The 25,115-nt window shown below is 62.8% G+C and carries 27 protein-coding genes and 1 tRNA gene; 15 read left to right on the plus strand and 13 right to left on the minus strand.

Annotation, left to right across the window (positions count from 1 at the left end; translation table 11 throughout):
* Positions 1-65: 65 nt before the first annotated feature.
* The 3 genes from IQ26_RS19935 to IQ26_RS19945 form a co-directional block, all read right to left on the minus strand.
* Complete coding sequence (locus IQ26_RS19935; RefSeq protein WP_145720151.1) at positions 66-785, minus strand: Crp/Fnr family transcriptional regulator; 720 nt, start codon at positions 783-785, stop codon at positions 66-68.
* 171 nt (positions 786-956) lie between these two features.
* A complete protein-coding gene (locus IQ26_RS19940) occupies positions 957-1,238 on the minus strand; it encodes a hypothetical protein (protein ID WP_145720068.1) in 282 nt (93 codons plus the stop codon).
* A 260-nt stretch (positions 1,239-1,498) separates the two neighbouring features.
* Positions 1,499-1,583 (minus strand) — tRNA-Leu (locus tag IQ26_RS19945).
* A gap of 292 nt (positions 1,584-1,875) precedes the next feature.
* Here IQ26_RS19945 and IQ26_RS19950 point away from each other — a divergent pair.
* Both IQ26_RS19950 and IQ26_RS19955 read left to right on the plus strand, forming a co-directional pair.
* A complete protein-coding gene (locus IQ26_RS19950) occupies positions 1,876-2,463 on the plus strand; it encodes a YqaA family protein (RefSeq protein WP_145720069.1) in 588 nt (195 codons plus the stop codon).
* A 74-nt stretch (positions 2,464-2,537) separates the two neighbouring features.
* Positions 2,538-3,056 (plus strand): disulfide bond formation protein B, encoded by a 519-nt coding sequence (locus tag IQ26_RS19955; protein WP_145720070.1) that lies wholly within the window; start codon positions 2,538-2,540, stop codon positions 3,054-3,056.
* Between the two features lie 223 nt (positions 3,057-3,279).
* Here IQ26_RS19955 and IQ26_RS19960 read toward each other — a convergent pair whose 3' ends face one another.
* Positions 3,280-3,837 carry an HNH endonuclease gene (locus IQ26_RS19960; RefSeq protein WP_095485996.1) on the minus strand — a complete coding sequence of 186 codons (558 nt, stop codon included), beginning with the start codon at positions 3,835-3,837 and terminating at the stop codon, positions 3,280-3,282.
* A gap of 129 nt (positions 3,838-3,966) precedes the next feature.
* Positions 3,967-4,608 (minus strand): DNA-3-methyladenine glycosylase family protein, encoded by a 642-nt coding sequence (locus IQ26_RS19965; RefSeq protein ID WP_145720071.1) that lies wholly within the window; start codon positions 4,606-4,608, stop codon positions 3,967-3,969.
* Positions 4,609-4,738: 130 nt separating this feature from the next.
* Here IQ26_RS19965 and gluQRS point away from each other — a divergent pair, with 130 nt between their 5' ends.
* Both gluQRS and IQ26_RS19975 read left to right on the plus strand, forming a co-directional pair.
* Entirely contained in the window at positions 4,739-5,614 is an 876-nt protein-coding gene (gluQRS, locus tag IQ26_RS19970; protein ID WP_145720072.1) for a tRNA glutamyl-Q(34) synthetase GluQRS, read from the plus strand.
* 153 nt (positions 5,615-5,767) lie between these two features.
* Positions 5,768-6,667 (plus strand): DMT family transporter, encoded by a 900-nt coding sequence (locus tag IQ26_RS19975; protein ID WP_145720073.1) that lies wholly within the window; start codon positions 5,768-5,770, stop codon positions 6,665-6,667.
* Here the strand turns inward: IQ26_RS19975 and IQ26_RS19980 are convergent.
* Entirely contained in the window at positions 6,637-7,488 is an 852-nt protein-coding gene (locus tag IQ26_RS19980) for a YihY/virulence factor BrkB family protein (RefSeq protein ID WP_145720074.1), read from the minus strand. The genes IQ26_RS19975 and IQ26_RS19980 overlap by 31 nt on opposite strands.
* Positions 7,489-7,545: 57 nt before the next feature.
* On the opposite strand from IQ26_RS19980, the gene IQ26_RS19985 reads away from it, so the two are divergent.
* The 7 genes from IQ26_RS19985 (at position 7,546) to IQ26_RS20015 (ending at position 13,092) form a co-directional block, all read left to right on the plus strand.
* Positions 7,546-8,412, plus strand: a complete 867-nt coding sequence (locus tag IQ26_RS19985) for an SDR family oxidoreductase (RefSeq protein WP_145720075.1) — start codon at positions 7,546-7,548, stop codon at positions 8,410-8,412.
* A 23-nt stretch (positions 8,413-8,435) separates the two neighbouring features.
* A complete protein-coding gene (locus IQ26_RS19990) occupies positions 8,436-8,627 on the plus strand; it encodes a twin transmembrane helix small protein (RefSeq protein ID WP_023797244.1) in 192 nt (63 codons plus the stop codon).
* Between the two features lie 28 nt (positions 8,628-8,655).
* On the plus strand, positions 8,656-9,237 hold the full coding sequence (locus IQ26_RS19995) for a cob(I)yrinic acid a,c-diamide adenosyltransferase (protein ID WP_145720076.1): 582 nt from the start codon (positions 8,656-8,658) through the stop codon (positions 9,235-9,237).
* Between the two features lie 25 nt (positions 9,238-9,262).
* Complete coding sequence (locus tag IQ26_RS20000; RefSeq protein WP_145720077.1) at positions 9,263-10,066, plus strand: rhomboid family intramembrane serine protease; 804 nt, start codon at positions 9,263-9,265, stop codon at positions 10,064-10,066.
* Between the two features lie 193 nt (positions 10,067-10,259).
* On the plus strand, positions 10,260-11,009 hold the full coding sequence (locus IQ26_RS20005; protein WP_145720078.1) for an electron transfer flavoprotein subunit beta/FixA family protein: 750 nt from the start codon (positions 10,260-10,262) through the stop codon (positions 11,007-11,009).
* A gap of 157 nt (positions 11,010-11,166) precedes the next feature.
* Complete coding sequence (locus tag IQ26_RS20010) at positions 11,167-12,096, plus strand: electron transfer flavoprotein subunit alpha/FixB family protein (RefSeq protein WP_145720079.1); 930 nt, start codon at positions 11,167-11,169, stop codon at positions 12,094-12,096.
* Between the two features lie 117 nt (positions 12,097-12,213).
* On the plus strand, positions 12,214-13,092 hold the full coding sequence (locus IQ26_RS20015; protein ID WP_145720080.1) for a 3-hydroxybutyryl-CoA dehydrogenase: 879 nt from the start codon (positions 12,214-12,216) through the stop codon (positions 13,090-13,092).
* Positions 13,093-13,232: 140 nt separating this feature from the next.
* Here IQ26_RS20015 and IQ26_RS20020 read toward each other — a convergent pair whose 3' ends face one another.
* Entirely contained in the window at positions 13,233-13,871 is a 639-nt protein-coding gene (locus IQ26_RS20020) for an NrsF family protein (RefSeq protein ID WP_145720081.1), read from the minus strand.
* A gap of 1 nt (position 13,872) precedes the next feature.
* Entirely contained in the window at positions 13,873-14,424 is a 552-nt protein-coding gene (locus tag IQ26_RS20025; RefSeq protein ID WP_145720082.1) for a sigma-70 family RNA polymerase sigma factor, read from the minus strand.
* 208 nt (positions 14,425-14,632) lie between these two features.
* Between IQ26_RS20025 and IQ26_RS20030 the strand changes: the two genes are divergently transcribed.
* From IQ26_RS20030 to IQ26_RS20040, 3 genes are all read left to right on the plus strand, one after another.
* Positions 14,633-15,640, plus strand: coding sequence for an iron ABC transporter substrate-binding protein (locus IQ26_RS20030; RefSeq protein ID WP_145720083.1), 1,008 nt, complete (start codon positions 14,633-14,635; stop codon positions 15,638-15,640).
* Positions 15,641-15,817: 177 nt separating this feature from the next.
* The gene (locus IQ26_RS20035; RefSeq protein ID WP_162458020.1) at positions 15,818-17,404 is read left to right on the plus strand and encodes an ABC transporter permease; all 1,587 of its coding nucleotides are present in this window, start codon (positions 15,818-15,820) and stop codon (positions 17,402-17,404) included.
* On the plus strand, positions 17,401-18,483 hold the full coding sequence (locus IQ26_RS20040; RefSeq protein ID WP_145720085.1) for an ABC transporter ATP-binding protein: 1,083 nt from the start codon (positions 17,401-17,403) through the stop codon (positions 18,481-18,483). Before IQ26_RS20035 ends, IQ26_RS20040 begins: the two co-directional genes overlap by 4 nt.
* A 48-nt stretch (positions 18,484-18,531) precedes the next feature.
* Here IQ26_RS20040 and IQ26_RS20045 read toward each other — a convergent pair whose 3' ends face one another.
* The 5 genes from IQ26_RS20045 to tlpA form a co-directional block, all read right to left on the minus strand.
* Positions 18,532-19,599: a sn-glycerol-3-phosphate import ATP-binding protein UgpC gene (locus IQ26_RS20045; RefSeq protein WP_145720086.1), complete on the minus strand. Its 1,068-nt coding sequence runs from the start codon at positions 19,597-19,599 to the stop codon at positions 18,532-18,534.
* 7 nt (positions 19,600-19,606) lie between these two features.
* Complete coding sequence (ugpE, locus tag IQ26_RS20050; RefSeq protein ID WP_145720087.1) at positions 19,607-20,455, minus strand: sn-glycerol-3-phosphate ABC transporter permease UgpE; 849 nt, start codon at positions 20,453-20,455, stop codon at positions 19,607-19,609.
* Between the two features lie 8 nt (positions 20,456-20,463).
* Positions 20,464-21,348, minus strand: a complete 885-nt coding sequence (gene ugpA / locus IQ26_RS20055) for a sn-glycerol-3-phosphate ABC transporter permease UgpA (RefSeq protein WP_145720088.1) — start codon at positions 21,346-21,348, stop codon at positions 20,464-20,466.
* A gap of 85 nt (positions 21,349-21,433) precedes the next feature.
* Positions 21,434-22,744, minus strand: a complete 1,311-nt coding sequence (gene ugpB, locus IQ26_RS20060) for a sn-glycerol-3-phosphate ABC transporter substrate-binding protein UgpB (RefSeq protein ID WP_145720089.1) — start codon at positions 22,742-22,744, stop codon at positions 21,434-21,436.
* A 212-nt stretch (positions 22,745-22,956) separates the two neighbouring features.
* Entirely contained in the window at positions 22,957-23,643 is a 687-nt protein-coding gene (tlpA, locus tag IQ26_RS20065) for a thiol:disulfide interchange protein TlpA (RefSeq protein ID WP_145720090.1), read from the minus strand.
* 35 nt (positions 23,644-23,678) lie between these two features.
* Between tlpA and argH the strand changes: the two genes are divergently transcribed.
* A complete protein-coding gene (gene argH, locus IQ26_RS20070) occupies positions 23,679-25,079 on the plus strand; it encodes an argininosuccinate lyase (protein WP_145720091.1) in 1,401 nt (466 codons plus the stop codon).
* The last annotated feature ends 36 nt before the right edge of the window (positions 25,080-25,115 follow it).

Below are 25,115 nucleotides of genomic sequence, written 5' to 3' on the forward strand. Positions count from 1 at the left end.
TCGCGGAGCACACGGTTTCCTCTATTGAAGACCTTCGGGCGCGCCCCGGCGTGCGCCGATACGCCTTAACTTTCGATGTATCCGGGCTCGAATCCGGCAAGCTTCGCCAGGCCCGGTTGATCGAGCACGCGAACATGGCCCTGGCGGAATTCGAGCAACTTGCGCTCACGCAGGTTCCGCAGCACCCGATTGACATGAAGCGGAGTGATGCCGAGGGCGTCCGCGAGATCGTACTGGGTGAGAGGGCACTCATAGCTATCGCGGGTGACAGCGCCGACTCGCTCCAGGCGCGCCCTCAGTTCGAGGAACAGATGCGACGTCCGCGCCAAGGCGCTGCGTCGTCCTACATTGGTGAGATGTTGAGCGACAAACGCTCCCCGATGCACAAGGGTCTCGATAATAAGCGAGAAGAGATGGGGCGACTTCATGGCAGCAAGGGTGAAGGTCTTGGTCGAAGCCACCAGCACCGAAAGTTCGGTTTGAGCCACAAACGTCTCGAGAGCGCTGCCCGCGTACGCCTGAGGCAGGACGGTATCGCCTCTCAGGGCAAAATCCAATATCTGGCGCTGCCCGTCCGCGAGTTCATGAGAAATGCAACCCCAGCCCGACTCGACTATGAATATGCGATCATTGTCCTCGCCCTGGCTGACGATAACCGTCTCCGCCGGATAGCTCTTCGGCGTGAACCCCAGCGTCTTGATAAGCGCCGCATCGTCGTCGTTAAGTCCGACATATGATGGACGATTTTCATTTCCGCGCAAAAAAAGATGTGACGTATACGCCATCTGCAAGCACGCCCCTTCCTCGATCGGATAGAACGTACATCAAAATTGATGCAATGAGTATCCGTTCAATTGCCACTATCGGACGATGTCGCAACGGCACTGTTCGCTGACTGTACAGGCTCCACTGGCTTGCCGAAGCCACGATTTGAAATCGCTATGGGATGGCACCGGTCAGGTTTTGTTTCTCCTGAAGTTTTCCCGCATGGAATCGACTATTTCGCTGGCAATGAGACAACTCCGGTTGTCTGTTTGCTCGGCGGCATTCCGCAAAGTCATGGCTGCGTCCTTGAGCAATCCCCTGATCTCTGCTGCCGACAACAGTTCGGATGCTTCGAGTTCCAGCAGCACGGATTCACTCACGTGCAGCGCGGCAAGCGCAACCGCTTTCGGCCTGGTGGCAAGCAGCTTCAGGAGGTCACTACTGGGCTTGGTACGCGATTTTTTTTTTGCCATAGTTACGTCTCGACCGTCCTGACAAAAGGTTCATAGGCTCAAATTACAACGCCTCGACGAGTTTAACCGCAGCTCCGAGCTTGGAAGACCGATCGTATTTTATGAGGCATACTATCCCGGTTTGCAGCCTCGACACAGGAGGCAAGGGATACCGAATTCGCCGTAGCTACCCACCCCCCTACCCACCTTGACATCACCGTGGTCACAGGCGGCTCTCCCGTCAGGCGGCTCGGCCGCCGTCAGCGCAATTGTGAGGAAAATGGTGCCCCTAGCCGGGATCGAACCAGCACTCCTTGCGGAACTCGATTTTGAGTCGAGCGCGTCTACCAATTCCGCCATAGGGGCTCAGGCCGGGCGGCCTGGATGGGCGCGGACTATACGGTTGGAGGCCTGTTCGTCAACTGGCCAATTCCCGACATCCGACCTTCGCTCGGCCCCAGCCTTCGATTTCGTGCCCAGCCCTTCGATTTCGTGAAGCTACGGCCATTGTGCAGCGCGGAAAATCTTTCTAGACAAGCTGCGCATTGAAGCGCGTCGCGTCTGGAGACATTCATGTGGCGCGCTTTTGGTCTTTGTTCGTGCATGTCGTGATCCAAACCCGCTGCGCATTTTTGGGCGACATACATTAGGGATGCCGATGCTTCGCGGACTTTACGACTGGACCTTGTCGCTGGCGGCAAGGAAATCCGCCGAATGGTGGTTGGCCATCATCGCTTTCGTCGAAAGCTCGGTGTTCCTGGTGCCTGCCGACGTGCTCTATCTGCCGATGGCGCTGTCGCGGCCGGATCGCGCCTATCGCTACGCGCTGATCGCCACCCTCGCTTCGGTGCTGGGCGGCATCGCCGGCTGGTACATCGGCCACTATGCCTATGACGCGGTGGCCAGGCCGATCCTCGAATTCTATGGCAAGTATGACGACTTCGAGGCGCTGCGCGTCTCGTCGGGCATCGGCTTCATCATTCTGATGCTGGTCACCTCCGGCCTCGCCCATCTGCCGCCGATCAAGGTGGTGACGATCCTGTCCGGCGTCATCGGCGTCAATCTCCTGTTGTTCATCGTGCTGGCGATCGTGGCGCGCGGCGCCCGCTTCCTGTTCCTGGCCTGGCTGCTGCGCCGCTATGGCGAACCAATCCGCGAATTCATCGAGAAGCGCCTTGGCATGATCGCGGGCACCGCCGCAGCCGCCCTGATTTTGCTCTATATAACAGCCAAATACGCCCTCTAGAGCTGGTCCCGAACCGAAGGACCGGTTTTCGGAGAAGATCATGCTCAAGGTCGAACGCAACGGACGGTAGATCGATGACTGCGACCGTAAATGCCGACACTGGACGCCAGCGCACGCAAACGGCCTTGTTTCTGGCCGTCGCCATGGCCGCGACCGTCGGCTCGGCATTGGCCTTCCAGCACCTCGGCGGCTACATCCCCTGCAAGCTCTGCTTCGAGCAACGCACCCCCTATTATGCCGGCGTGCCGCTGATGCTGCTGGCGGCGCTGTCGTCGGCGCTGCGCTGGCCGGCCTGGCTGACACGCGGCCTGCTGGCCGTCGGCGGCCTGCTGATGGTGTATGGCCTCTATCTCGGCGTCTATCACTCCGGCGTCGAATGGGCGTGGTGGGCGGGACCGACCGATTGCGCCGCGGCGGCGGGACCGGTGGACACCGGCGGCAAGGGCGTGCTCGATGCGCTCGACAAATTCGTCCCGCCCTCCTGCGACAAGGCGGCGCTGCGCATACTCGGCCTGTCGCTGGCCGGCTGGAACGCCGTCGCCAGCTTTATCCTGGCAATCATCGCCTTCCGCGGCGCCTTTGCCCGCGATTGATCTAGCGCGGCGCGAGAGTTCGTCCAGAAATTCGCCAGCCCGGAGCGCATGGCGTGGCTTTCGAGAACCGGAGCGGAGCGTACTTAAAGTACGTGAGCACCGGCCTACGCCGGCCGTAGCCTTAACTACCACACCACGACCGCTCATGAGTGCTTCGGCCGGCGAAGGCCGGAAGCACAGAAAGCTGCGTCAGGCGACCGGGCTCGCGGATTTCTGCCGAACTCTATGGTTCCAGTTCGACATCCCAGTACAGATAATCCATCCAGCTTTCATGCAGGTGGTTGGGCGGGAACAGGCGGCCATTGTTGTGCAGGTCATGCACCGTCGGCTGGAAGGGCTTCTGCAGCGGCCACATCTTGGCGTGCGCCGGCATCATGCCGCCCTTCCTCAGATTGCAGGGCGAGCAGGCGGCGACGACATTCTCCCAGGTCGTCGCCCCGCCGCGATGGCGGGGAATGACATGGTCGAAGGTCAGATCCTCCGGCGTGCCGCAATATTGGCACTGGAAACGGTCGCGCAGGAAGACGTTGAATCGGGTGAAGGCCGGATGCCGCGATGGCTTCACATAGGCCTTCAGGCTGACGACGCTCGGCAGCTTCATCGAGAAGGTCGGCGACGACACGGCGTGCTCGTATTCGGCGACGATATTCACCCGCTCGAGGAACACAGCCTTGATGGCGTCCTGCCACGACCAGAGCGACAGGGGGTAATAGCTGAGCGGACGGTAGTCCGCGTTCAGCACCAGCGCTGGAAGCCCATCCGGAGATACGGCAACCGTCACGTCATTGACCTCCTTGGTTCTCGAAGCGATCGGCGCGGATACTGTAAGCCCGACATGACAGGGATGTGAAGCGGCTTGTCGGCCACACGACGCGCCAAAAGCGCCTGATTTCAATGCTTTTTTGCAAATTCAGGCCGGAGGCGCGGCGTCCCTGCCCTTCAATTCGCGATAATACGCCCAGAAAAGCCGCGATGCGACACCTCGCCACGGGCTCCATGATTCGGCGAGTTGGATCAGCATTTTCTCGGGTGGACGCGGATCGATGCCAAGCGCGTGGCCGACCGCGCTCTGCAGGGCAACGTCGCGTGCCGGGAAGACATCGGGGTGGCCGGCGGCGAACAAAAGATAGACTTCCGCCGTCCACGGGCCGATGCCCGCCACCTTGGTCATGGCCGTGATGGCCTCGGCGGCATCGAGCAGGCAGAGGTGATCGAGGTCGAGGCCGTCGACCACCGCCTGGGCCACGGCGATCAGGCCGCGCTGCTTCGGCCGTGACAGGCCGGCCTCGCGAAAAATCGCCTCGTCGGCGGCAAGGATGGCTTGCGGCGTCAGCGGATCGACGAGTTTTGTCAGCCGGCCGAAGATGGCGTCGGCGCTGGCGCGGGAAACCTGCTGCGAGACGACGATCGAGGCCAGGCTTCTGAACCCCGGCTCGGAGAGCCGGAGCGGCACCTCGCCGGCCATGCCGCGCACCTTTGCGAGGCGCGGGTCGAGCAGGCAAAGCGCGTCGAGCCCTTGCGAGATGTCGTCGAGCGTGGCGATGCGTTGCATGTCTGCTTGTTCCCTAACCGCGCAAAATCAAGTTCCACAACGCCCTTTGTGCGTGCCGGTGGACGCGCGGCGCTGCAGGTGCAAAGTAGCAATTGGCGAAAGTTCCGCACAACCCGATTGCCGCCGAAGGATGACACTCCTGACATTCCGCTTCGCGCCAAGCCCTAATGGCGAACTGCATCTTGGCCATGCCTATTCGGCGCTGCTCAATCAGAAATTGGCGAAGGCAGCGGGCGGGCGCCTGTTGCTGCGCATCGAGGACATCGACACGACGCGCTGCACGCCGGAATTCGAAGCCGGCATCTTTCGCGACCTGAAATGGCTCGGGCTCGGCTGGGAAGAACCGGTGCGCCGTCAATCCGAGCATTTCGCGGATTATCAGGCGGTGCTCGACCGGCTGACCAGGGAAGAACTCGTCTACCCGGCCTTCATGAGCCGTAGCGAGATCCGCGCCTTCATTGCCGACAGCGAAAGGCGCGGGCGCGACTGGCCGCGCGACCCCGACGGCGTGCCGCTCTATCCCGCCGTCGACAAGGTATTGCCGACCAGGGAACGCAAGCGGCGGATCGCCGAGAATGCGCCATTCGCCTGGCGGCTGGACGTCGATGCCTCAATGGCCCGCGTCGGCGCCGAGCTGTCATGGGTGGAATTCTCGGATGAGAGGCTTTCCGCGACACACACGGTGGAAGCCCGCCCGCAGGACTGGGGCGACGTGATCGTCGCGCGCCGCGATATCCCGACCAGCTATCATCTCGCCGTCGTCGTCGACGACGCGCTGCAAGACGTCAGCCGCGTGGTGCGCGGCCAGGACCTCTATTCCGCCACCAGCGTGCAGCGCCTGCTTCAGGCGGTGCTTGGCCTGCCTCAACCAAGCTACTTCCACCATCGTCTCATCCTCGGCCCCGACGGACGAAAACTGTCGAAGAGCGCCATGGATAACGGCCTTGCCGCCTTGCGCAAGGCCGGCGCATCACCCGACGACGTCAGGCGGCTGATTGGGTTCTAGATCATGTTTCGGCCTTGAAATCTCCCTGACCCAACGTCCCTTCAATTCGGATGAGCCTATGGATCAACCGTTTCGTTTTGCTTGCCAGGTTGAACCACATTACAGCAGGCGCGACAGTCGACCTTCACCGGATTCACGGGCAGCCTCCAGAAAATGCACAGCGTCAAGCGGTTCATCCCCGCCTCCTTTGTCGTCCTGTGGGCGACCGGCTTCATTGGCGCGCGCTATGCCATGCCATGGGCCGAGCCTTTCACCTTCCTGGCCGTGCGCTTCGTTCTGGCGGCCGTCCTGTTAGCCGTCTTGATGATGGCGCTTGGCTCCAAGCGGGCGACGCGCATGGCCCTCCACGCGACCGGCGCCGGCATCCTCATGCATGGCGTCTATCTCGGCGGCGTGTTCTGGGCCATCCACAGGGGCATGCCGGCCGGGCTTTCGGCGTTGATCGTCGGGCTGCAGCCGCTGATCACGGCGGTGATGGCCGGCAGGTTTCTCGGCGAGGCCATCCTGCCGCGCCATTGGGCCGGCCTCACTGTCGGACTTGCCGGCGTGGTCATCGTGCTTTGGCCGAAGCTCGGTGCGCTTGGCGGCGGCGTGACGGCCGAGACGCTGGCCGCCTCGCTTGTCTCGGTGCTTGGAATGAGCGCCGGCACGATCTGGCAGAAGCGCTTCGCCTCCGGCGGCGATCTCGTGGCGGCCACCATGTGGCAATATGTCGGCGGCGCGTCGCTGATGGTCCTGGCCTCGCTGGCTTTCGAGACGCGAACGGTCGTCGTCAACGGCGAGCTGATCTTTGCCATGGCATGGCTGGTGCTGGTGCTGTCGATCGGCGCCATCTTCCTCTTGATGGTGATGATCCGCGACGGCGAGATGTCGAAAGTCGCGTCGCTGTTCTATCTGGTCCCGGCCGTCACCGCCGTCATCGCCTGGGTATTGTTCGGCGAACAGTTGAATCTGGTCCAGATCGTCGGCATGGCGATCGCGACGCTCGGCGTCGGGCTGGCAACCGCTCAGCCAAGCAGGAATCAGCCAACCCGGGCGCGAGCCTCCAGATAGCGGCTGATCGCGGCGTTGAGCTCACCGCCGAGGATGAAGATCGCCGAGACGATGTAGAGGAAGACGACCGCAACCATGATCGAGGCAAGGCCGGCATAGGTCGTCACATAGGACGAGAAACGATCGAGATAGGCGGCGAAGATGGTCGACCCGATGAGCCAGGCAATCAGCGTGAAGATGATGCCTGGTACGATCGAGACGAAACGGCGGTGGCCCGCCGGCAGCCAGAAATGCACCGCGAACAGCCCACCGACGATGACGACGGAGGCGATGATGTACCGCCATAGCGTGATCGTGCCCATGTAGGGTTCTATCCATTGGAAATTGGCTACGGCCAGCCGGCCCAGCAATGGCGCGAAGACCAAAAGCACGCTGATCACCAGGAAGCCTGCGGTGGCGATCAGCACGAAGGCGATGCTCTGCACACGGCGATAGATGATGCCGCGCGTTTCGGAGACGCGGTAGGCGCGGTTGAGCGAGGTGCGCAGCGCCTCTATCCCGTTGGAGGCGAAGAAAGCGGCGAGTAGCACGCCATAGGTCAACAGGTCGGTGCGCTGGACGGTGAGCACGTTGAGCACTTCGCGCGCGATCGGCTTGGCGATCTGCTCCGGCCAGGTGTCGAAGACGAGATGCACGGCCGTGTCCGCAAAAGCCTGTGCGCCAAGGAAGCTGGCCAGTGTCGTGGCAAATATCAGAAAGGGGAAAAGCGCCATCAGCGCTGTGATCGCCAGATGACTGGCCATCGCCCAGCCATCGTCCGCGTTGAAATGGCCGAGCGCATCATAGAGCACGCGTTTGACGGCTACGATCGTCCGCAACAAGAACCGCGTTCCCTTCGATTGTCTCGACGCCGCGAATATGGGAAGGGATTGCGGTAAATGACAAGCCTAAGTCAAACCGCTTCTGCTCCGGCGAAGGAATTGCGCACCATCATCGTCACCGGTGCCTCTTCCGGGATAGGCGCCTATTGCGCCCGGGCGCTGAAGGCGGAAGGCTGGCGGGTCTTCGCAACGGCGCGCCAGCCCGCCGATATCGCTGCCCTCGAAGCCGATGGCATCGAGGCCTTCTATCTGGATTACCGCGAGGCCGGATCCATCGAGACGCTGGTGGCGTCGGTGCTGGAACGGACGGGCGGACGGCTCGATGCCCTGTTCAACAACGGCGCCTACGCACAGCCCGGCGCCGTCGAGGACCTGCCGGTCGCGGCACTCAGGGAGCAGTTCGAGGCGAATGTTTTTGGCTGGCATGACCTCACCTGCCGTGTCGTGCCGGTGATGCGCCGCCAGGGCCATGGCCGTCTCGTCCATTGCTCCTCGATCCTCGGCCTGGCGCCGCTGCGCTTTCGCGGTGCCTATTCGGCGTCCAAGCACGCCATCGAAGGGCTGATGCTGTGCATGCGTCAGGAACTCGAGGGCAGCAGCATCCATGTCTCGCTGATCGAGCCGGGGCCGGTGAGATCAAAGATCGCCAGCAATGGCCTTGAGTGGTTCCTTAGGAATATCGACCATGAGAATTCCGTCCATCGCTTCGCCTACGAGGCGCAGCTGGAACGGCTGCGGGCGGGCGGCAGCACATCGCGACTGAAGCCCGGGCCGGAGGTGGTTCATGCGGCCTTGCGCCATGCGCTTCTGTCGCGGCGCCCGCGCCCGCACTATGTGGTAACGGTGCCGGCCAGGATCGGCGTGATCCTCAAACGCATTCTGCCGGCATCGATGCTCTACCGCCTGCTTGCCAAACGCGCCTGAACGCAATCGACTGGAAACACACTATGGCAACCGTCTTCAACATCCTCGCTGTCCTCGTCATGGTCGCCGTGGTGATCGTGCTGATCCGCGGCCTCATCAACATGATGCGCGGCGGCTCCGGCATGACTTCCAACAAGCTGATGCAGACGCGTGTCCTGCTGCAGTTCGTGGCATTGGTGCTGATCATGCTGGCGGTGTATTTCACCCGCAAGTGACGAAGGTGGCGATTTCGGGAGGCAGAGCGTGGTCAAGCTCAACAAGATCTACACCCGCACCGGTGACGACGGCACCACCGGCCTTGGCACCGGCGAACGACGGTTGAAATCCGATCTGCGCATCGACGCCTATGGCACGGTCGACGAAGCCAATGCCTGCATCGGCATGGCTCGCATCCACACCACGGCAACACATCCGGCAATCGACGCGATGCTTAGCCGGATCCAGAACGATCTTTTCGACCTTGGCGCCGATCTGGCCGTGCCGGACGACGGCAAGCCGCTCGGCTATGAGCCGCTTCGCATCGTGGCCTCGCAGACCGACCGCGTCGAAAGGGACATCGACCTGCTCAACAAGGATCTGCAGCCGCTCAAATCCTTCGTGCTCAACGGTGGCGCGCCAGCCGCCGCCGCCCTTCACCTCGCCCGCACGGTGGCACGGCGGGCCGAGCGCATCATGGTGGCTTTGACGCAGGCCCCAGGCGAGCATGTCAACCGCGAGGCGATAAGATACATCAACCGCGTATCGGACTTTCTGTTCGTCGCCGCACGCGCGGTCAATGACAACGGAAACGCCGACGTGCTATGGGTTCCCGGCAAGAACCGCTGAATCTGCCGAGGCGGGAGGGGGTCCGATGTTCATCCCGCTTTATGACACCAACCGGCTGCGCCACATCAAGCTGCAATATGTGACGATCGGCCTGATCGCGCTTAACACGCTCATCTACTTCGCCACCGCGCTTGGCGGCGAGCAGTTCTCCAACGCCGCTGTGCTGGGCCTCGGCTACATCCCGTCGGTCGTCCACGACAGCGTGGAACTGGCTCCGCAGTTCGTCGTGATCCCGGAGAGCCTGAGCTACGTCACCTACTCCTTCCTGCATGCGGATATCTTCCACCTCGGCGGCAACATGCTGTTCCTCTGGGTGTTCGGCGACAATGTCGAGGACGCGCTTGGCCATATCCGCTTTCTCGTCTTCTACTTGCTTTGCGCCATCGCCGGTGCCTTCTTCCAGGGTCTGGTCGCGTGGGATTCGCAGGTTCCGCTGATCGGCGCCTCGGGCGCCATCGCCGGCGTGGTCACGGCCTATCTGATCCTCTACCCTCGCGTGAAAGTATGGGTGTTGGCCTTTGCCCGCATTCCGCTGCGCATCCCGGCCTTCATCCCGCTCATCCTGTGGATCCTGTTCCAGATCGTGATGTTCGCTGCAGGTGGCGAGGATCAGGTTTCCTGGGCCTGCCATTTCGGCGGCATCATCGCCGGGGCCGTGTTGGTGCTCATCTTGCGCAACCGCGGCGTACCGCTGCTTGCCGGCGCTGACGGGGAGCCCGCGGTGGCCGCCGGCCAGACGCCGGTTCCTGCCGGCCCGGTTGCGAGCAATGAATCACCGGCGCAGCCGGCACCACGCTGGGGACGGGGAAGTGCCTCCAGTCCGGACTGAACCGATTTGAGTGCTTTGCGGATATTGACGTGCAAGGCTACCGCAACTACGGAAGCTTTCCACCACATTGGGCGGTCGGAGACTAGAATTCCGTCCGGAATGTCGGCTTTCGACAATTCTGAAGAGGCGCACACTGCTATAGCGCGCCCAATTATCTTGAAAGAGGTGGTTTCGTGAAAGAGGTGACAGGCAAATGAAGATCCTTGTGCCCGTGAAGCGGGTTGTGGATGCGAATGTGAAGGTTCGTGTTAAGGCTGACGGTTCGGCGGTGGAGCTTGCCAACGTCAAGATGGCGATGAACCCGTTCGACGAGATCGCGGTCGAAGAAGCGATCCGGCTGAAGGAGGCCGGCAAGGCTGAGGAGATCATCGTCGTCTCGATCGGGCCGCAGCAGGCGCAGGAGACCTTGCGCACCGCGCTCGCCATGGGCGCCGACCGCGCCATCCTGGTCAAGACCGACGAGCAGACCGAACCGCTCGGCGTCGCCAAGGTGCTGAAGGGCGTGGTCGAGGCGGAACAGCCCGGCCTCGTCATCCTCGGCAAGCAGGCGATCGATGACGATTCCAACCAGACCGGCCAGATGCTGGCCGCACTTCTGGGCTGGGCGCAAGGCACCTTTGCCTCCAAGGTGGTTATCGACGGCGACAAGGCCAAGGTGACGCGCGAGGTCGATGGCGGCCTGCAGACGGTGGAGCTGAAGATGCCGGCGATCGTGACGGCGGATCTTCGCCTCAACCAGCCGCGCTATGCCTCGCTGCCCAACATCATGAAGGCCAAGAAGAAGCCGCTCGACGAGAAGAGCCCTGCCGACTATGGCGCCGACGTCAAGCCGCGGCTGAAGGTGATCAAGACCGAGGAGCCGGGTGGCCGCAAGGCGGGCGTCAAGGTCAAGAGCGTCGCCGAACTGGTCGATAAGCTCAAGAACGAAGCCGGCGTGCTCTAAGGAAATCCGATGAGGCCGGCCTGCAAACGGCCGGTTTCTCCGCTTCCGGTGCTCACGTACTGAAGTACGCTCCGCCCCGGTTCTCGAAACCAACCGTTTTCGACTCGGCCTAACCGGATTTCAGAGAGCCTCGAAAACGAAAGTCAGGGATATCATAATGGCTATTCTTCTGATTGCCGAACACGACAACGCAACTCTTTCCGACCAGACCGCCAAGGCGCTGTCGGCGGCATTGCAGATCGATTCGGACGTGCATGTGCTGGTCGCCGGCAAGGGCGCCAGGGGCGCGGCCGATGCCGCTGCCAAGCTCAAGGGCGTGGGCAAGGTGCTGCTCGCCGAAGCCGACGAACTGACCGAGCGGCTGGCCGAGCCGCTGGCCGCACTCGTTGTCAGCATAGCCGGCGCCTATGACACGATCATCGCGCCGGCGACCTCGTCGGGCAAGAATGTCGCGCCGCGCGTGGCAGCACTGCTCGACGTCGCGCAGGTGTCGGAGATCATCGAAATTGTGTCGCCCGACACCTTCAAGCGGCCGATCTATGCCGGCAACGCCATCCAGACCGTGCAGTCGAGCGACGCCAAGAAGGTGATCACCGTGCGCACCGCCTCCTTCCAGGCGGCGCCCGAAGGCGGTTCCGCCCCGGTCGAGACGGTTCAGGCGGCGGCCAATCCCGGCCTGTCGAGCTTCGTCGAGAACAAGCTTTCCGAGACCGACCGTCCGGAGCTGACTTCGGCCAAGATCATCATCTCGGGCGGCCGCGCGCTGGGCTCTTCGGAGAAATTCCAGGAAGTCATCCTGCCGATCGCCGACAAGCTCGGTGCGGCCGTCGGCGCCTCTCGTGCCGCCGTCGATGCCGGCTACGCGCCGAACGACTGGCAGGTCGGCCAGACCGGCAAGGTGGTGGCTCCCGATCTCTACATCGCCGTCGGCATCTCCGGCGCCATCCAGCATCTTGCCGGCATGAAGGATTCGAAGGTCATCGTCGCCATCAACAAGGACGAGGAAGCGCCGATCTTCCAGGTCGCCGATTACGGCCTCGTCGGCGACCTTTTCGTCATTCTGCCGGAACTGCAAAAGGCGCTTTGACGCTTGCTCCTGAAGCGTATTAAATTGTGAAGGGTGGGGTAGACGAAGTCGCCCCGCCCTTTTAGTTTGCACCGCACAAAAAGCAGGCTGCAAAAGCCTTTTGACGGGATCGGTGTAATGAGCAAGATCGAGACGATCGGCATCATCGGCGCGGGCCAGATGGGCGGCGGTATCGCCCATGTTTCCGCGCTTTCAGGTTACAAGGTGCTGGTCTACGACATCTCGCCCGACCGCATCGAAAAGGGCATCGCCACCATCAGCGGCAACATGGCCCGCCAGGTCGGCTCCGGCAAACTCGAGGAAAAGCTGCGCAACGAGGCGATGGCGCGCATTTCGGCGGCGCCCACCATGGCCGACCTTGCGGGTGCCGACCTGGTGATCGAAGCAGCGACCGAGGACGAAACGGTCAAGCGCAAGATCTACGCCCAGCTGTGCCCGCAGCTCAATCCCGAAGCCATCCTGGCGACGAACACCTCGTCGATCTCGATCACGCGCCTCGCCGCGCAGACCGACAGGCCGGAGCGTTTCATCGGCATCCACTTCATGAATCCGGTTCCTGTGATGAAGCTGGTCGAACTGGTGCGCGGCATCGCCACCGAGGACCAGACCTTCGAAGCGGCAAAGGCCTATGTGAACCATCTCGACAAGACGATCACCGTCTCGGAGGATTTTCCAGCCTTCATCGTCAACCGCATCCTGCTGCCGATGATCAACGAGGCGATCTACACGCTGTATGAAGGTGTCGGCTCGGTCGACGCGATCGACACCGCCATGAGGCTCGGCGCCAACCATCCGATGGGACCGCTGCAGCTTGCCGATTTCATCGGGCTGGACACCTGCCTGTCGATCATGCAGGTGCTGCATGACGGCCTGTCGGATTCGAAATATCGCCCCTGCCCGCTGCTGGTGAAATATGTCGAGGCCGGCTGGCTCGGCCGCAAGACCGGGCGCGGCTTCTACGATTATCGCGGCGAGCATCCCGTTCCGACGCGTTAGAACGTTGCGCGTCCACTTTCACGCGCAAACTCTTTGTATCCAGGTATACTGTTATCCAAGCATCGAGCTTTCCAAAAATCGAATCCAATTGGGCCGATGCCGTTAACCGTGCGTCTGTTGTTCCCGATCGCGGGCCGTCGCTACCAGCGCACGAAAAGCCGCCCGCCGAGCGCGCCGAGCGCGGCGAGGATGGCAATCGCGATCGTGTACCAGGTGGCGACGAAAAGCGGCGAGTCGTCGAAGCAGTGTGCGGCATAGAAGGTTGCCGCCAGCCCGCCAGCGAGCAGGCCCGCCACCGTTCCGGCAAGCACCGGCCGCGTTGGCGCGCCATAGCGCAGCACCGCGAGAAAGACGGCAAGCGGCCCGATGCCGATCAGCGGAATGAACGTCAGGCAGATGACTATGTTGCTGCCGACCAATCGCCTGCCCCAGTCCGCCGCGGGCACGGAAAGGAGCTCCAGAACCACCGCAATGACCACCATCAGGGGTGCGGCGATCATCCAGGCCGCCGCCCTGCTCGTCGATGCACCGGGTGTCGACAGGGCGCGGATCAAGGCGAAGGCGCTGACGGCCAGGGCAGCCGTGAAGACGAATTTGGCGAGGAAACGCATCGTATGCATGGCGGTCGCGATGTCGGCGCGTGGGCCGATCGCCATCCAGAAGACCGCTGCCGCGATCACGGCAGCCGCACCGGCGGCCACCCACCAGGCCGAACCCAGCGGCATCGCCCTGCTGCGGGCATCGGCGTCAAGCGCCTTGATGAGATCGTCGGTCCTCATGTCATTCCCGCCCGAATCGCTTGGCCCCGAACCGCTTGGCAATGGCGGCAAGCCCGCGATGCAGCGACACGCGCACCGCCGTCTCGCTGATGCCGAATTTTGCCGCCGTCTCGCTGATGGAGCGGCCTTCGACCGATATTGCCGACACCACGGAACGCTGCGCCGGCGGCAGGCGATCCAGGGCCCGGTTGATGTCGCGCTCGCTGACGGTCTCCGCTTCCGGTTCGGCGAGGGTCTCGGCGATGTCGTCGATTTCGATCTCGATGCGCCGCCCACGCCGCCGGAAGGCGTCGATCAGCTTGAAGCGCGCTATGGCGTAGACCCAGGGCAGCACAGCCAAATCCTGGCGCCAGGTATGCCGTTTCACATGAATGGCCAGCAAGGTTTCCTGCACGACATCCTCGGGGTCGACTCCGCCCTGCACGATCTTGCGCCTGGCGAAGCCGCGAACGAGAGCAGCCGTCCGGCGCAGAAAGTCAGCGTAAGCCCTTTCATCTCCCGCGATCGCGGCCCGCATCAGCCGGGAAAGCTCGGCCTCGTCATTGCCGGTCACAAGAGTTCACTCCCCGATATTCGCACTCGGCGGTGGTTTGTTACGTGGCCGACGAAATAATGTCCAAGCCAAAATATGGGAATATCACGAAGGTTTCACCTCCAACGCCCGATTTACGCAGCTCTCCAATGTTGACTACACCGATCAGGTATTGATAGGTGCAGCCTTGCTAAATCAAAGCCATCAAGATCGAGAGGGAATGACGTCCATGAAATATGCTCTTTCCGCCCTTGCCGGTGCCACCGCACTTGCAGTCAGCCTGATCGCCGGCCCGGCGATGGCCCAGGACGGCGGCATCGTCGTCTACAATGCCCAGCACGAGAGCCTGACCAATGCTTGGGTGGAAGGTTTCACCAAGGAAACCGGCATCAAGGTCACCGTTCGCCACGGCGGCGACAGCGATTTCTCCAACCAGATCGTCGCCGAAGGCGCCGCCTCGCCGGCCGACGTGTTCCTGACGGAAAATTCACCCGCCATGGTGCTGGTCGAGTCATCAGGCCTGTTCGCGCCGGTCGACGCCGACACGCAGGCGCAGGTTCCGCAGGACTACCAGCCGGCCAGCGGCAAATGGGTGGGCATCGCCGCGCGCAGCACCGTCTTTGTTTACGACAAGACCAAGCTGACCGCCGAGCAATTGCCCAAGTCGCTGCTCGATCTCGCCGATCCGAGCTGGAAGGGACGCTGGGCCGCGTCGCCCTCCGGCGCCGATTTCCAGGCGATCGTCAGCGCGCTTTTGCAGCTCAAGGGTGAGGCCGCAACGGCCGACTGGCTGAAGGCGATGAAGGAGAACTTCACCGCCTACAAGGGAAACAGCACCGTGATGAAGGCAGTCAATGCCGGCGAAGTCGAGGGCGGCGTGATCTATCACTATTACTACTACGGCGATCAGGCCAAGACCGGTGAGAACAGCAAGAACATCGGGCTCCACTATTTCAAGAACCAGGATCCGGGCGCTTTCGTCTCGGTTTCCGGCGGTGGCGTGCTGGCCTCCAGCAAGCACCCGAAGGAAGCCCAGGCCTTCTTGAAATGGGTGACCGGCAAGGGTGGCCAGGACGTGCTGAAGACCGGTGATTCCTTCGAATACGCGGTCGGCAAGGGCGCGGAGTCCAATCCGGCGCTCGTGCCGCTGGCCGATCTACAGGCGCCGAAAGTCGACGCAACGACGCTGAACTCCAAGAAGGTGACCGATCTGATGACGGCAGCCGGCTTGCTTTAGTCCGCGTTCGTCCTAAAAGGGCAACCGACTGCGCTCCTGCGGGAATTCGCTTTCCGCGGGAGCGCTCTGTTTTTTCGAGGTGGCATTCGTCCATGACGACCAGCTGCGTTTTTGGCCACTTTGTGGGCCCTTCGATCGTCTCCGCCACCGAGCCGCAGCGGCGGGGCGTCTGAGCTGATGCAGTCTGCGGCCGATCTTGCGCGTTCAGGCTTGCCGACCGGCATGGCGGCTGGGCGATGGGCACGCCGGCGGCCGATATCCTGGATTTCGCTCGCCGCCATCCTCATCTCGCTTTTTTCCCTGCTGCCGCTTGCCTTCATCATCTGGATTGCCGTGCAGACCGGCTGGGAAACCGTATCGGCACTGGTCTTCCGGCCGCGTGTCGGCGAGCTGCTGACCAACACGCTCCTTCTGGTGGTGCTGGCAGTACCGACCTGCATCGTGCTCTCGGTGGCGCTGGCCTGGCTGACCGAACGCAGCGATCTCCCGGGTGCCCGCCTGTGGGCCTGGCTGTCGGTGGCACCGCTCGCCATCCCCGCCTTCGTGCACAGCTACGCCTGGATCAGCCTGGTGCCGGGACTGCACGGCCTGTGGGCCGGCGTTCTGATTTCCGTCGTCGCCTATTTCCCGTTCCTCTATCTGCCGTTGGCGGCAGCTTTGCGCCGGCTCGATCCCGCTCTCGAAGACGCCGCGGCAGCGCTGGGCCTCGGACCGTGGCGTGTTTTCCGGCGGGTGGTTCTGCCGCAGCTCAGGCTCGCCATCTGCGGCGGTTCGCTGCTGGTCGGCCTGCATCTCCTGGCCGAGTACGGCCTCTACGTGTTCATCCGCTTCGACACCTTCACCACGGCGATCGTCGACCAGTTCCAGTCGACCTTCAATGGACCGGCCGCCAACATGCTGGCTGCCGTGCTGGTGACATGCTGCTTCGTGCTGCTTGGGATCGAAGTGCTCGTGCGCGGCGAGGAGCGCTATGCCCGCGTCGGCTCGGGCGCGGCGCGCCAGCAGCAACGCACAAGGCTCGGCCGCGCCACGATCCCTTGCCTGCTGCTGCCGGCCATCACCGCGCTGCTGGCGCTTGGCGTGCCATTCGTCACCATCAGCCGCTGGCTTGTGGCCGGCGGCGCCGATGTCTGGCGGTTCGCCGAGATCGGCCTGGCGCTCGGCCAGACCCTGTTCCTGGCGCTTGCCGGCGCCCTGCTCGCCACCGTCGCCGCCATGCCGATGGCCTGGATCTCGATCCGCGCTCCGGGACCGCTGCAGCGCGTTTTGGAAGGCTGCAACTACATCGCCGGCTCGCTGCCCGGCGTCGTCGTCGCGCTGGCGCTGGTCACCATCATAGTGCGCGTCGCCTTGCCGCTCTACCAGACCCTGGTCACGATCCTGATCGCCTATGCGCTGATGTTCCTGCCGCGCGCCCTGATCAGCCTGCGGGCGTCGATCGCGCAGGCGCCGGTCGAACTCGAACGCGCCGCCGCCAGCCTCGGCCGATCACCGCTCAAGGCGCTGTGGTCGACGACGATCCGCCTGTCGGCGCCGGGGGGCGCGGCGGGCATGGCGCTGGTGGCGCTCGGCATCATGAACGAATTGACCGCCACGCAGATGCTGGCTCCCAACGGCACCCGCACACTGGCAATGGCGTTCTGGTCCCACAGCGGCGAGATCGACTATGCATCCGCTGCACCTTACGCCCTGATCATGGTGGCGATGTCGCTGCCGCTGATCTGGCTGCTCTACGTCCAGTCGAAGCGGATGGCCGGGCGATGAGCTTCCTCGAACTCACCGATGTGCACAAGCACTACGGCCCGGTGGCCGCACTGGACGGGGTCGACCTCAGCGTGGCCGCCGGCAGCCGCACCGCGATCGTCGGGCCGTCCGGCTGTGGCAAGACCACCTTGCTGCGGCTGATCGCCGGCTTCGAGGCACCGGACCAGGGCCGCATCGTGCTCGACGGCGAGGTGCTGGCCAATGGCGGCAGCGCCGTGCCCGCATATCGGCGCGGCATCGGCGTGGTGGCGCAGGACGGCGCCCTGTTCCCGCATCTGAGCATCGCCGACAATATCGGCTTCGGCATGGCGCGCGGCGAGGACAAGCCCACCGAGCGCATCGTCGAGCTCGCCTATATCGTCGGGCTGGACAAGGCGATCCTGAAACGCCGGCCGCACGAGCTCTCCGGCGGCCAGCAGCAGCGTGTGGCGCTGGCCCGTGCCATGGCCATGAAGCCGCGGCTGATGCTGCTCGACGAGCCGTTCTCGGCGCTCGACACGAGCCTGCGCGCCTCGATGCGCAAGGCAGTGGCCGAACTTCTGGAGACCGCCGGCATCACCACGATCCTGGTCACGCACGACCAGGCCGAGGCGCTGTCCTTTGCCGGCCAGGTCGCGGTGATGCGCGACGGCAAGTTCTCGCAGATCGGCACGCCGCGCGAGCTCTATCTCAAGCCGAAGGACAGGATGGTCGCCGAATTCCTCGGCGATGCCATCATCCTGCCGGCCAAGATCGCGGACGGCTTCGCCAGCTCGCCGCTCGGCCGCATCGCCGTCGACAGCACCGAGCGGCGCGACATCGTCCGCATCATGCTGCGGCCGGAACAGGTGCTGCTGAAACGGACGTCGCGTGAAGGCATGTCGGGCACGCCGGACATGCTGTTCGGCGAGGTGACGGAATCCGAATTCGCCGGATCGATGTGCACCATCGCGGTGCGGCTCTTGAACAGTCCCGATCCGCCTGATGCAGCAGCGATCGGCAATACGCCATTGATCCTGCGCAAGCCGGGCATGGACACACCGGTGGTTGGCGAGATCGTGCGGCTGACTGTATCGGGAAAGGCGCATGTCTTCGCCTGAACGCTCTTGCATCTCTCGCAACTCGCTGGTGAGGACGACAGGTTGGCTTCAATCGACCCGCTTTCCCGCCTGATCGAACCAATGCAGCTTTTCGGACTTGGCCACGACGCGCAACTGGTCGCCGGGCTTGGCGGTGGCGCGGCCAGAGACGCGCACGACGATACGGCTGCCGCCTGCCGCGCAGTGAAGAAAGCTCTCGGCACCGACCGGTTCGACTGCCTCGACCGTCGCCGGCAGCACGAGCGCACCGGACAGCGCCTCCGCGTTGAAGGTGACGTCGGCGTCTTCCGGGCGAAACCCGAGTGTCGTGGCTTTTGTTTCGGGAGGTGCGAAGCCGATCGCCGTGCCATCGGCCAGTGTCTTGCCTGAGGAACTTCCGGTCAGCGCCAGAAGGTTCATCGGCGGCGCACCGATGAAGGAGGCGACGAAGATCGAGGCCGGCTTCTCGTAGATGTCGAGCGGCGCGCCCGTTTGCTCGACCAGTCCGGCGTTCATGACAACGAGGATGTCGGCCAGCGTCATCGCCTCGAGCTGGTCGTGGGTGACATAGACCGAGGTGACACCAAGCGTGCGCTGCAAATTCTTGATCTCGACCCGCATCTGGCCGCGCAGTTTGGCATCGAGATTGCTGAGCGGCTCGTCGAACAGGAAGACTTTCGGATTGCGCACGATGGCGCGGCCCATGGCGACGCGCTGGCGCTGGCCGCCGGAAAGCTCGCGCGGGCGCCGGTCGAGCAGCGCCGAAAGCTCCAGCACCTTGGCGGTCGAGCGCACCCTGCTGTCGATCTCGTCCTTCGGCGTGCCGCGGTTGCGCAGGCCATAGGCCATGTTGTCGTAGACCTTCATATGCGGGTAAAGCGCATAGTTCTGGAACACCATGGCGATGTCGCGCTCGGTCGGGCCGATGGCGTTGACCACCTTGCCGTCGATGGCGACCGTACCGGCAGAAATGGTCTCCAACCCCGCGATCATCCTCAGCAGCGTGGACTTGCCGCAGCCGGAAGGGCCGACCAGAACGCAAAGCTCCTTGTCGGGAATGGCGATGGAAACGCCCTTCACGGCTTCGACGCCGCCGGGATAGACCTTCTTCACGTCCTTCAGATCGACGGTCGCCATCGGCTTCTCACTTTTCGGATTCGACCAGGCCGCGCACGAACCAGCGTTGCATCAGCACGACCACCAGGATCGGCGGCACGATGGCCAGCATCGCGGTGACCATGACCAGGTGCCATTCAGTATCGGCATCGGCGAAGGAAACCATCTTTCTCAACGCGATGACGATGGTGTTCATGTCGTTGCTGTTGGTGACGAGCAGCGGCCAAAGATACTGCGTCCAGCCATAGATGAAGAGGATCACGAACAGCGCCGCGATGTTGGTGCGCGACAGCGGCAAGAGGATATCGAAGAAGAAGCGCCACGGCCCGGCACCGTCGACACGCGCCGCCTCGACCAATTCGCCCGGTATGGTCATGAAGAACTGGCGAAACAGCAGCGTCGCGGTGGCCGACGCGATCAGCGGGATGATCAGACCGGCATAGGTGTCTATCATGCCGAGATCGACCATCACCTTGTAGGTCGGCAGGATGCGCACTTCCACGGGAAGCATCAAGGTGATGAAGATCAGCCAGAAGAAGGTCATGCGCAGGGGGAAGCGGAAGAACACGATCGCGTAGGCCGACAGGATCGAGATGAAGATCTTTCCCACCGCAACGCCGAGCGCCATGATCGAGGTGTTGAGGAGCAATCTGCCGACGCTGACACCGCCGATGCGACCAATGCCGCCGAACAGCGCCTCGCTGTAATTGTTCCAGAGCTGGCCGCCGGGCAGGAGCGGCAGCGGCGGCCTGAGGATCGTTTGCAGCGTGTGTGTCGAGGCAACAAAGGTGTAGTAGATCGGAAAAGTTACGATCAATATGCCAAGGATGAGCACGGCGTGGGCGATGAAGGTGCGGAGCGGGGACTGGCCAATCATCGCTGCCCTCAACCGTAGTGGACTTTGCGTTCCACGTAGCGGAACTGGATGGCCGTGAGCGCAATGACGATGGCCATCAGGATGACCGACTGCGCCGCCGAGTCGCCCAGGATCAAATTGACGAAGCCGTCATTGTAGACCTTGTAGACCAGCGTCTCGGTCGTCTTGCCGGGTCCGCCGCCGGTGACGGCATGAACGATGCCGAATGTGTCGAACAGGGCATAGACGGTGTTGACCACCAGCAGGAAAAAGGTCGTCGGGGCAAGCAGCGGGAAGACGATGGTCCAAAAGCGCTTGGTCTCGCCAGCGCCGTCCATGGCCGCCGCCTCGATCAGCGTTTTCGGCACCGCCTGCAGGCCGGCGACGAAGAACAGGAAATTGTAGCTGATCTGCTTCCAGGCAGCCGCCGACACCAGCAGGATCATGGCGTGGGTGCCGTTGAGCAGCGGATCCCATGCGATGCCGAGGCTTCTCAGCAAATAGGCCAACGAGCCGATCGAAGGATTGAACAGAAACAGCCACAGCATGCCGGCAATCGCCGGCGCCACGGCATAAGGCCATATCAACAGAGTGCGGTAGAGGCCTTTGCCGCGCACTGCCTTCTCGGCCATGACCGCAAGCAAAAGCGCCACGCCCATGGCGACGATCGCGGTAGCAAGCGAGAACACCACGGTGACCTTGATCGAATTGAGGTAGGCCGGATCGGCCAGCACCTTCCGGAAATTGGCGAACCAGACGAACTTGGTCCTCAGCCCGAACGGGTCTTGCCTGAGCATCGACTGGTAAAGCGCCTGACCGGCCGGCCAGTAGAAGAAAACCAGTGTTATGGCGAGTTGTGGCGCCACCAGAAGGTAGGGCAGGATCTTGTTGGGAAAGACGACGCGCGGAGACAGGCTGATTTCCCTCGCTTATCCAGGAGCCGCCCACGCGAGCTCGCGTGGGCGATATTCAAACCGACATTAACCGAGATAGACCTCGTCAGTTCTCTAGCGCTTCCTTGATCGCGGCGTTGCCGCGCGTGACCGCATTATCAAGCGCCTGCTGCGCGGTTTGCTGGCCGGCCAGCATCTTTTCCAATTCCTCGTTCTGGATATCGCGCACCTGCGGCAGATTCGGCAGGCGCACGCCCTTCGAGTTGTCGGTCGGCGCCTTGCCCGTCATCTGCAGGATGGGTGTCTCGCGGCCGGGATTCTTGTCGTAGAAGCCCGATTTCTTGGTCGCCTCGTACGCGGCGAGCGTCACTGGCAGGTATCCCGACTTCTGGTGCAGATATTCCTGCACATCGGTCTTGGACAGATAGGCGAAGAAGGCCGCGACGCCCTTGTATTGCTCGTCCGACTTGTTTCCGAACACCCACAGGCTGGCACCGCCCGGCGTGGTGTTCTGCGGCGCGCCCTTGGCATCGGTGTCGTAAGGAAGCTGGCCGATGCCATAGTTCATGCCGGACTTGACGATGTCGCCGAGGCCACCCGACGATTCGGTGAAAATGCCGCATTCGCCGGCAAGGAAGATCTGCTTGGCTTCGGAGGTGCGCCCGCCATATTTGAAGGTACCGTCCTTGGCGAGGTCTGCGAGCGCCTGGAAGTGGTTGACGAAAATCGGCGCGTTGATCTTGAGTTCGACATCACCGCCGGCCAGGCCGTTCTGCTGGGTGGCCCACGACACATCATTCCATGCCGCGAAGTTCTCCAGATGGATCCAGGTCAGCCAGGTCGAGGTATAGCCGCAAGAGGCGGCACCGCTCGCCTTGATCTTCTTGGCAGCTTCCCACACCTCGTTCCAGGTCTTGGGCGGGTTGTCTACATCGAGCCCTGCCTTCTGGAATATGTCCTTGTTGTAGTAGAGGATCGGCGAGGAAGAGTTGTAGGGGAAGGACAGCATGGTGCCGTCCGGCTTCGAATAATAGCCGACGATGCCGGACAGATACTGGCTCTTGTCGAAGGTCATCCCGGCACTGGTCAGCACGTCGGCCGCCGGCTTGATCGCACCCTCGGCCGCCATCATCACGCCGGTACCGACGTCGAACACCTGCAGGATATCGGGCGCCTGTCCGGCACGGAAGGCAGCGATCCCGGCATTCAGCGTCTCCGGATAGGTGCCCTTGAACACCGGAACGAGCTCATAATCGCTCTGGCTGGCATTGAAATCCTTGGAGATCTTGTCGACAACCTCGGCGTTGGCACCGGTCATGGCGTGCCACCAGCTGATCTGCGTGACTGCAAAGGCGGAGGTTGTGGAAAGCAGGGTCAAGGTGGCGGCAAAACCGGCCGCGAAGCCGAAGAACTTCATGTTTCATCTCCCGTTTGTCATTGGCGAAGGGCACTCTCGCAAAGGCAATATGTGCCGCTCATGACAATTGGACAACGGTTTTGTTGCGGATTGAAGAACTTGATCTCCACTTAAAGTGGTGCACGCCTCCGAATGAGAGCCGATGGAAAGGAATTGCCAAGCCGGCTTACCATTCGAACAGCGGCGACGGAGACCGGCACAATCGCGCGCGCTCAGTCGGCCCCGCCGAGCGCCGTCTCGACCAGCCGCTTGGCGTCCGGTCCCGACCATTCGGCCGGGCCGTTCATATGGGCGATCAGGCAGCCTTCACCGTCGATCAGCATGGTGACCGGCAGGCCGAGCGCCAGGCCGCGCGTTTTGAGATCGTTGAACAGCGCCATCGTCGAATCGCGGTAGTAGCCGAGCGCTTCAACGCCGGTTTCCTCGATGAACTTCTTCGGCTTGGTATCATCACCGGCATCGACGTTGACCGCGACGACCTCGAAGGCGTCGCTGCCCATTTCTTTCTGCAGCGCGTCGAGCGCCGGCATTTCGGCGCGGCAGGGCGCGCACCATGTCGCCCACAGATTGAGCAGCACCGTCTTGCCGGCATGGTCGGCGAGCGTCATCGGCTTGCCGTCAGGGTCGTTGAAGGCAAGGCCTTTCAGCGATTGCGGCGGATCGGCCGGCAAAAGCGCGGCAACCTGGCCGGTGGCAGCCGCTGCGATCGTCTTGGCGCGGTCGGCCTTGGCGACGCAGGCGGCATCGTCCTTGCTGTCGCCAACGGCGACTTGAGCGGGCGCGTTGTTGCCAGAACCGCTCTCGCTGACATATACCGCGACCGCGCCGGCAAGCACGCCCGCCACCAAGGCGGCGAGGATGAGGCGCGGGGCCGGGAAAAATTTATTGCCGTCTGCCATTTTTTAAAAACTGCTCCGGAGCACGGGTTATAGCGATGAGCGACAAGAAGGCCAGCAACCAGATGTGGGGCGGACGTTTTGCCTCGGGTCCGGCCGCGATCATGGAGGCGATCAACGCGTCGATCTCCTTCGACCGCAAACTCTACGCGCAGGATATCAGAGGCTCGATCGCCCACAGCGAGATGCTGGCGCAAACGGGCATTATTTCGGCGGCCGATCAAGAAAAAATCGCTCACGGGCTGAACACGATCCTGGCAGAGATCGAAGCCGGCAGTTTCGAGTTCTCGACAAGGCTGGAAGACATCCACATGAATGTCGAGGCTCGCCTTGCCGAGTTGATCGGTGCGGCCGCCGGCCGCCTGCACACCGCCCGCTCGCGCAACGATCAAGTGGCGGTCGATCTCCGGCTCTGGGTCAAGGACGAGTGCTTTCGCGTCGCCGAAGCGTTGAAGGGCCTGATCGCGGCGTTCCTGGAACGCGCCGAAGAACATGCGGCGACGGTGATGCCGGGCTTCACCCACATGCAGGCGGCGCAGCCGGTGACCTTCGGCCACCACTGCATGGCCTATGTCGAGATGTTTTCGCGCGACCTGTCGCGTGTTCGCGACGCCATCGAACGGATGGACCAAAGTCCGCTCGGTGCTGCCGCCCTCGCCGGCACCAGCTTTCCGATCGACCGGCACCAGACGGCCAAGGCACTCGGCTTCCGCGAGCCGATGCGCAACTCCCTGGACAGCGTTTCGGACCGCGATTTCGCGATGGAGTTTCTGGGGCTGGCGGCGATCTGCGCAACGCACCTGTCGCGGCTGGCCGAAGAGATCATCATCTGGTCGACGCCGCAATTCGGCTTCGTCAGGCTGTCGGATAGCTTTTCCACCGGCTCCTCGATCATGCCGCAGAAGAAGAACCCCGACGCCGCCGAACTGGTGCGCGGCAAGACCGGCCGCGTCACCGGCCATCTGGTTGGCCTGCTGACGGTGATGAAGGGCATGCCGCTGACCTACGGTAAGGACATGCAGGAGGACAAGGAGTCCGTGTTCGACGCCGCCGAGACGCTCGACCTGATGCTGGCGGCGATGACCGGCATGGTGCGCGACATGACGGTGAACGCCGCCGCCATGAAGAAGGCGGCTGGCGCCGGCTATTCGACGGCGACCGATCTCGCCGACTGGTTGGTGCGCACGCTCGGCCTGCCGTTCCGTGAGGCGCACCATGTCACCGGCCGCGCGGTGGCGCTGGCAGAAGAGAAGAAGCTCGGGCTCGACAGGCTGCCGCTGGAAGATCTGCAGTCCATTCACCCCGGCATCACGGCGGACGTGTTTTCGGTGCTTGCCGTGCAGAACTCGGTGAAGAGCCGGACGAGCTTCGGCGGCACAGCGCCGTCGGAAGTGAGGAAGCAGATCCGGTACTGGAAAAAGCACATCGCCAAGGCGTGATGCCAGGGTGCAATGCCGGCAAAACTCGGCTAAAAG

It is taken from the genome of Mesorhizobium tianshanense, from assembly GCF_007830515.1.
GTDB classification, from domain to species: Bacteria; Pseudomonadota; Alphaproteobacteria; order Rhizobiales; family Rhizobiaceae; genus Mesorhizobium; species Mesorhizobium tianshanense.

Excerpts from the sequence above, each read along its gene's own strand:
- IQ26_RS19935 (WP_145720151.1), bottom strand. The coding sequence starts at position 785 with ATGGCGTATACGTCACATCTTTTTTTGCGCGGAAATGAAAATCGTCCA.
- IQ26_RS19940 (WP_145720068.1), bottom strand. The coding sequence starts at position 1,238 with ATGGCAAAAAAAAAATCGCGTACCAAGCCCAGTAGTGACCTCCTGAAG.
- IQ26_RS19950 (WP_145720069.1), top strand. The coding sequence starts at position 1,876 with ATGCTTCGCGGACTTTACGACTGGACCTTGTCGCTGGCGGCAAGGAAA.
- IQ26_RS19955 (WP_145720070.1), top strand. The coding sequence starts at position 2,538 with ATGACTGCGACCGTAAATGCCGACACTGGACGCCAGCGCACGCAAACG.
- IQ26_RS19965 (WP_145720071.1), bottom strand. The coding sequence starts at position 4,608 with ATGCAACGCATCGCCACGCTCGACGACATCTCGCAAGGGCTCGACGCG.
- gluQRS (WP_145720072.1), top strand. The coding sequence starts at position 4,739 with ATGACACTCCTGACATTCCGCTTCGCGCCAAGCCCTAATGGCGAACTG.
- IQ26_RS19975 (WP_145720073.1), top strand. The coding sequence starts at position 5,768 with ATGCACAGCGTCAAGCGGTTCATCCCCGCCTCCTTTGTCGTCCTGTGG.
- IQ26_RS19985 (WP_145720075.1), top strand. The coding sequence starts at position 7,546 with ATGACAAGCCTAAGTCAAACCGCTTCTGCTCCGGCGAAGGAATTGCGC.
- IQ26_RS19990 (WP_023797244.1), top strand. The coding sequence starts at position 8,436 with ATGGCAACCGTCTTCAACATCCTCGCTGTCCTCGTCATGGTCGCCGTG.
- IQ26_RS20000 (WP_145720077.1), top strand. The coding sequence starts at position 9,263 with ATGTTCATCCCGCTTTATGACACCAACCGGCTGCGCCACATCAAGCTG.
- IQ26_RS20005 (WP_145720078.1), top strand. The coding sequence starts at position 10,260 with ATGAAGATCCTTGTGCCCGTGAAGCGGGTTGTGGATGCGAATGTGAAG.
- IQ26_RS20010 (WP_145720079.1), top strand. The coding sequence starts at position 11,167 with ATGGCTATTCTTCTGATTGCCGAACACGACAACGCAACTCTTTCCGAC.
- IQ26_RS20015 (WP_145720080.1), top strand. The coding sequence starts at position 12,214 with ATGAGCAAGATCGAGACGATCGGCATCATCGGCGCGGGCCAGATGGGC.
- IQ26_RS20020 (WP_145720081.1), bottom strand. The coding sequence starts at position 13,871 with ATGAGGACCGACGATCTCATCAAGGCGCTTGACGCCGATGCCCGCAGC.
- IQ26_RS20030 (WP_145720083.1), top strand. The coding sequence starts at position 14,633 with ATGAAATATGCTCTTTCCGCCCTTGCCGGTGCCACCGCACTTGCAGTC.
- IQ26_RS20035 (WP_162458020.1), top strand. The coding sequence starts at position 15,818 with ATGCAGTCTGCGGCCGATCTTGCGCGTTCAGGCTTGCCGACCGGCATG.
- IQ26_RS20040 (WP_145720085.1), top strand. The coding sequence starts at position 17,401 with ATGAGCTTCCTCGAACTCACCGATGTGCACAAGCACTACGGCCCGGTG.
- IQ26_RS20045 (WP_145720086.1), bottom strand. The coding sequence starts at position 19,599 with ATGGCGACCGTCGATCTGAAGGACGTGAAGAAGGTCTATCCCGGCGGC.
- ugpE (WP_145720087.1), bottom strand. The coding sequence starts at position 20,455 with ATGATTGGCCAGTCCCCGCTCCGCACCTTCATCGCCCACGCCGTGCTC.
- ugpB (WP_145720089.1), bottom strand. The coding sequence starts at position 22,744 with ATGAAGTTCTTCGGCTTCGCGGCCGGTTTTGCCGCCACCTTGACCCTG.
- tlpA (WP_145720090.1), bottom strand. The coding sequence starts at position 23,643 with ATGGCAGACGGCAATAAATTTTTCCCGGCCCCGCGCCTCATCCTCGCC.
- argH (WP_145720091.1), top strand. The coding sequence starts at position 23,679 with ATGAGCGACAAGAAGGCCAGCAACCAGATGTGGGGCGGACGTTTTGCC.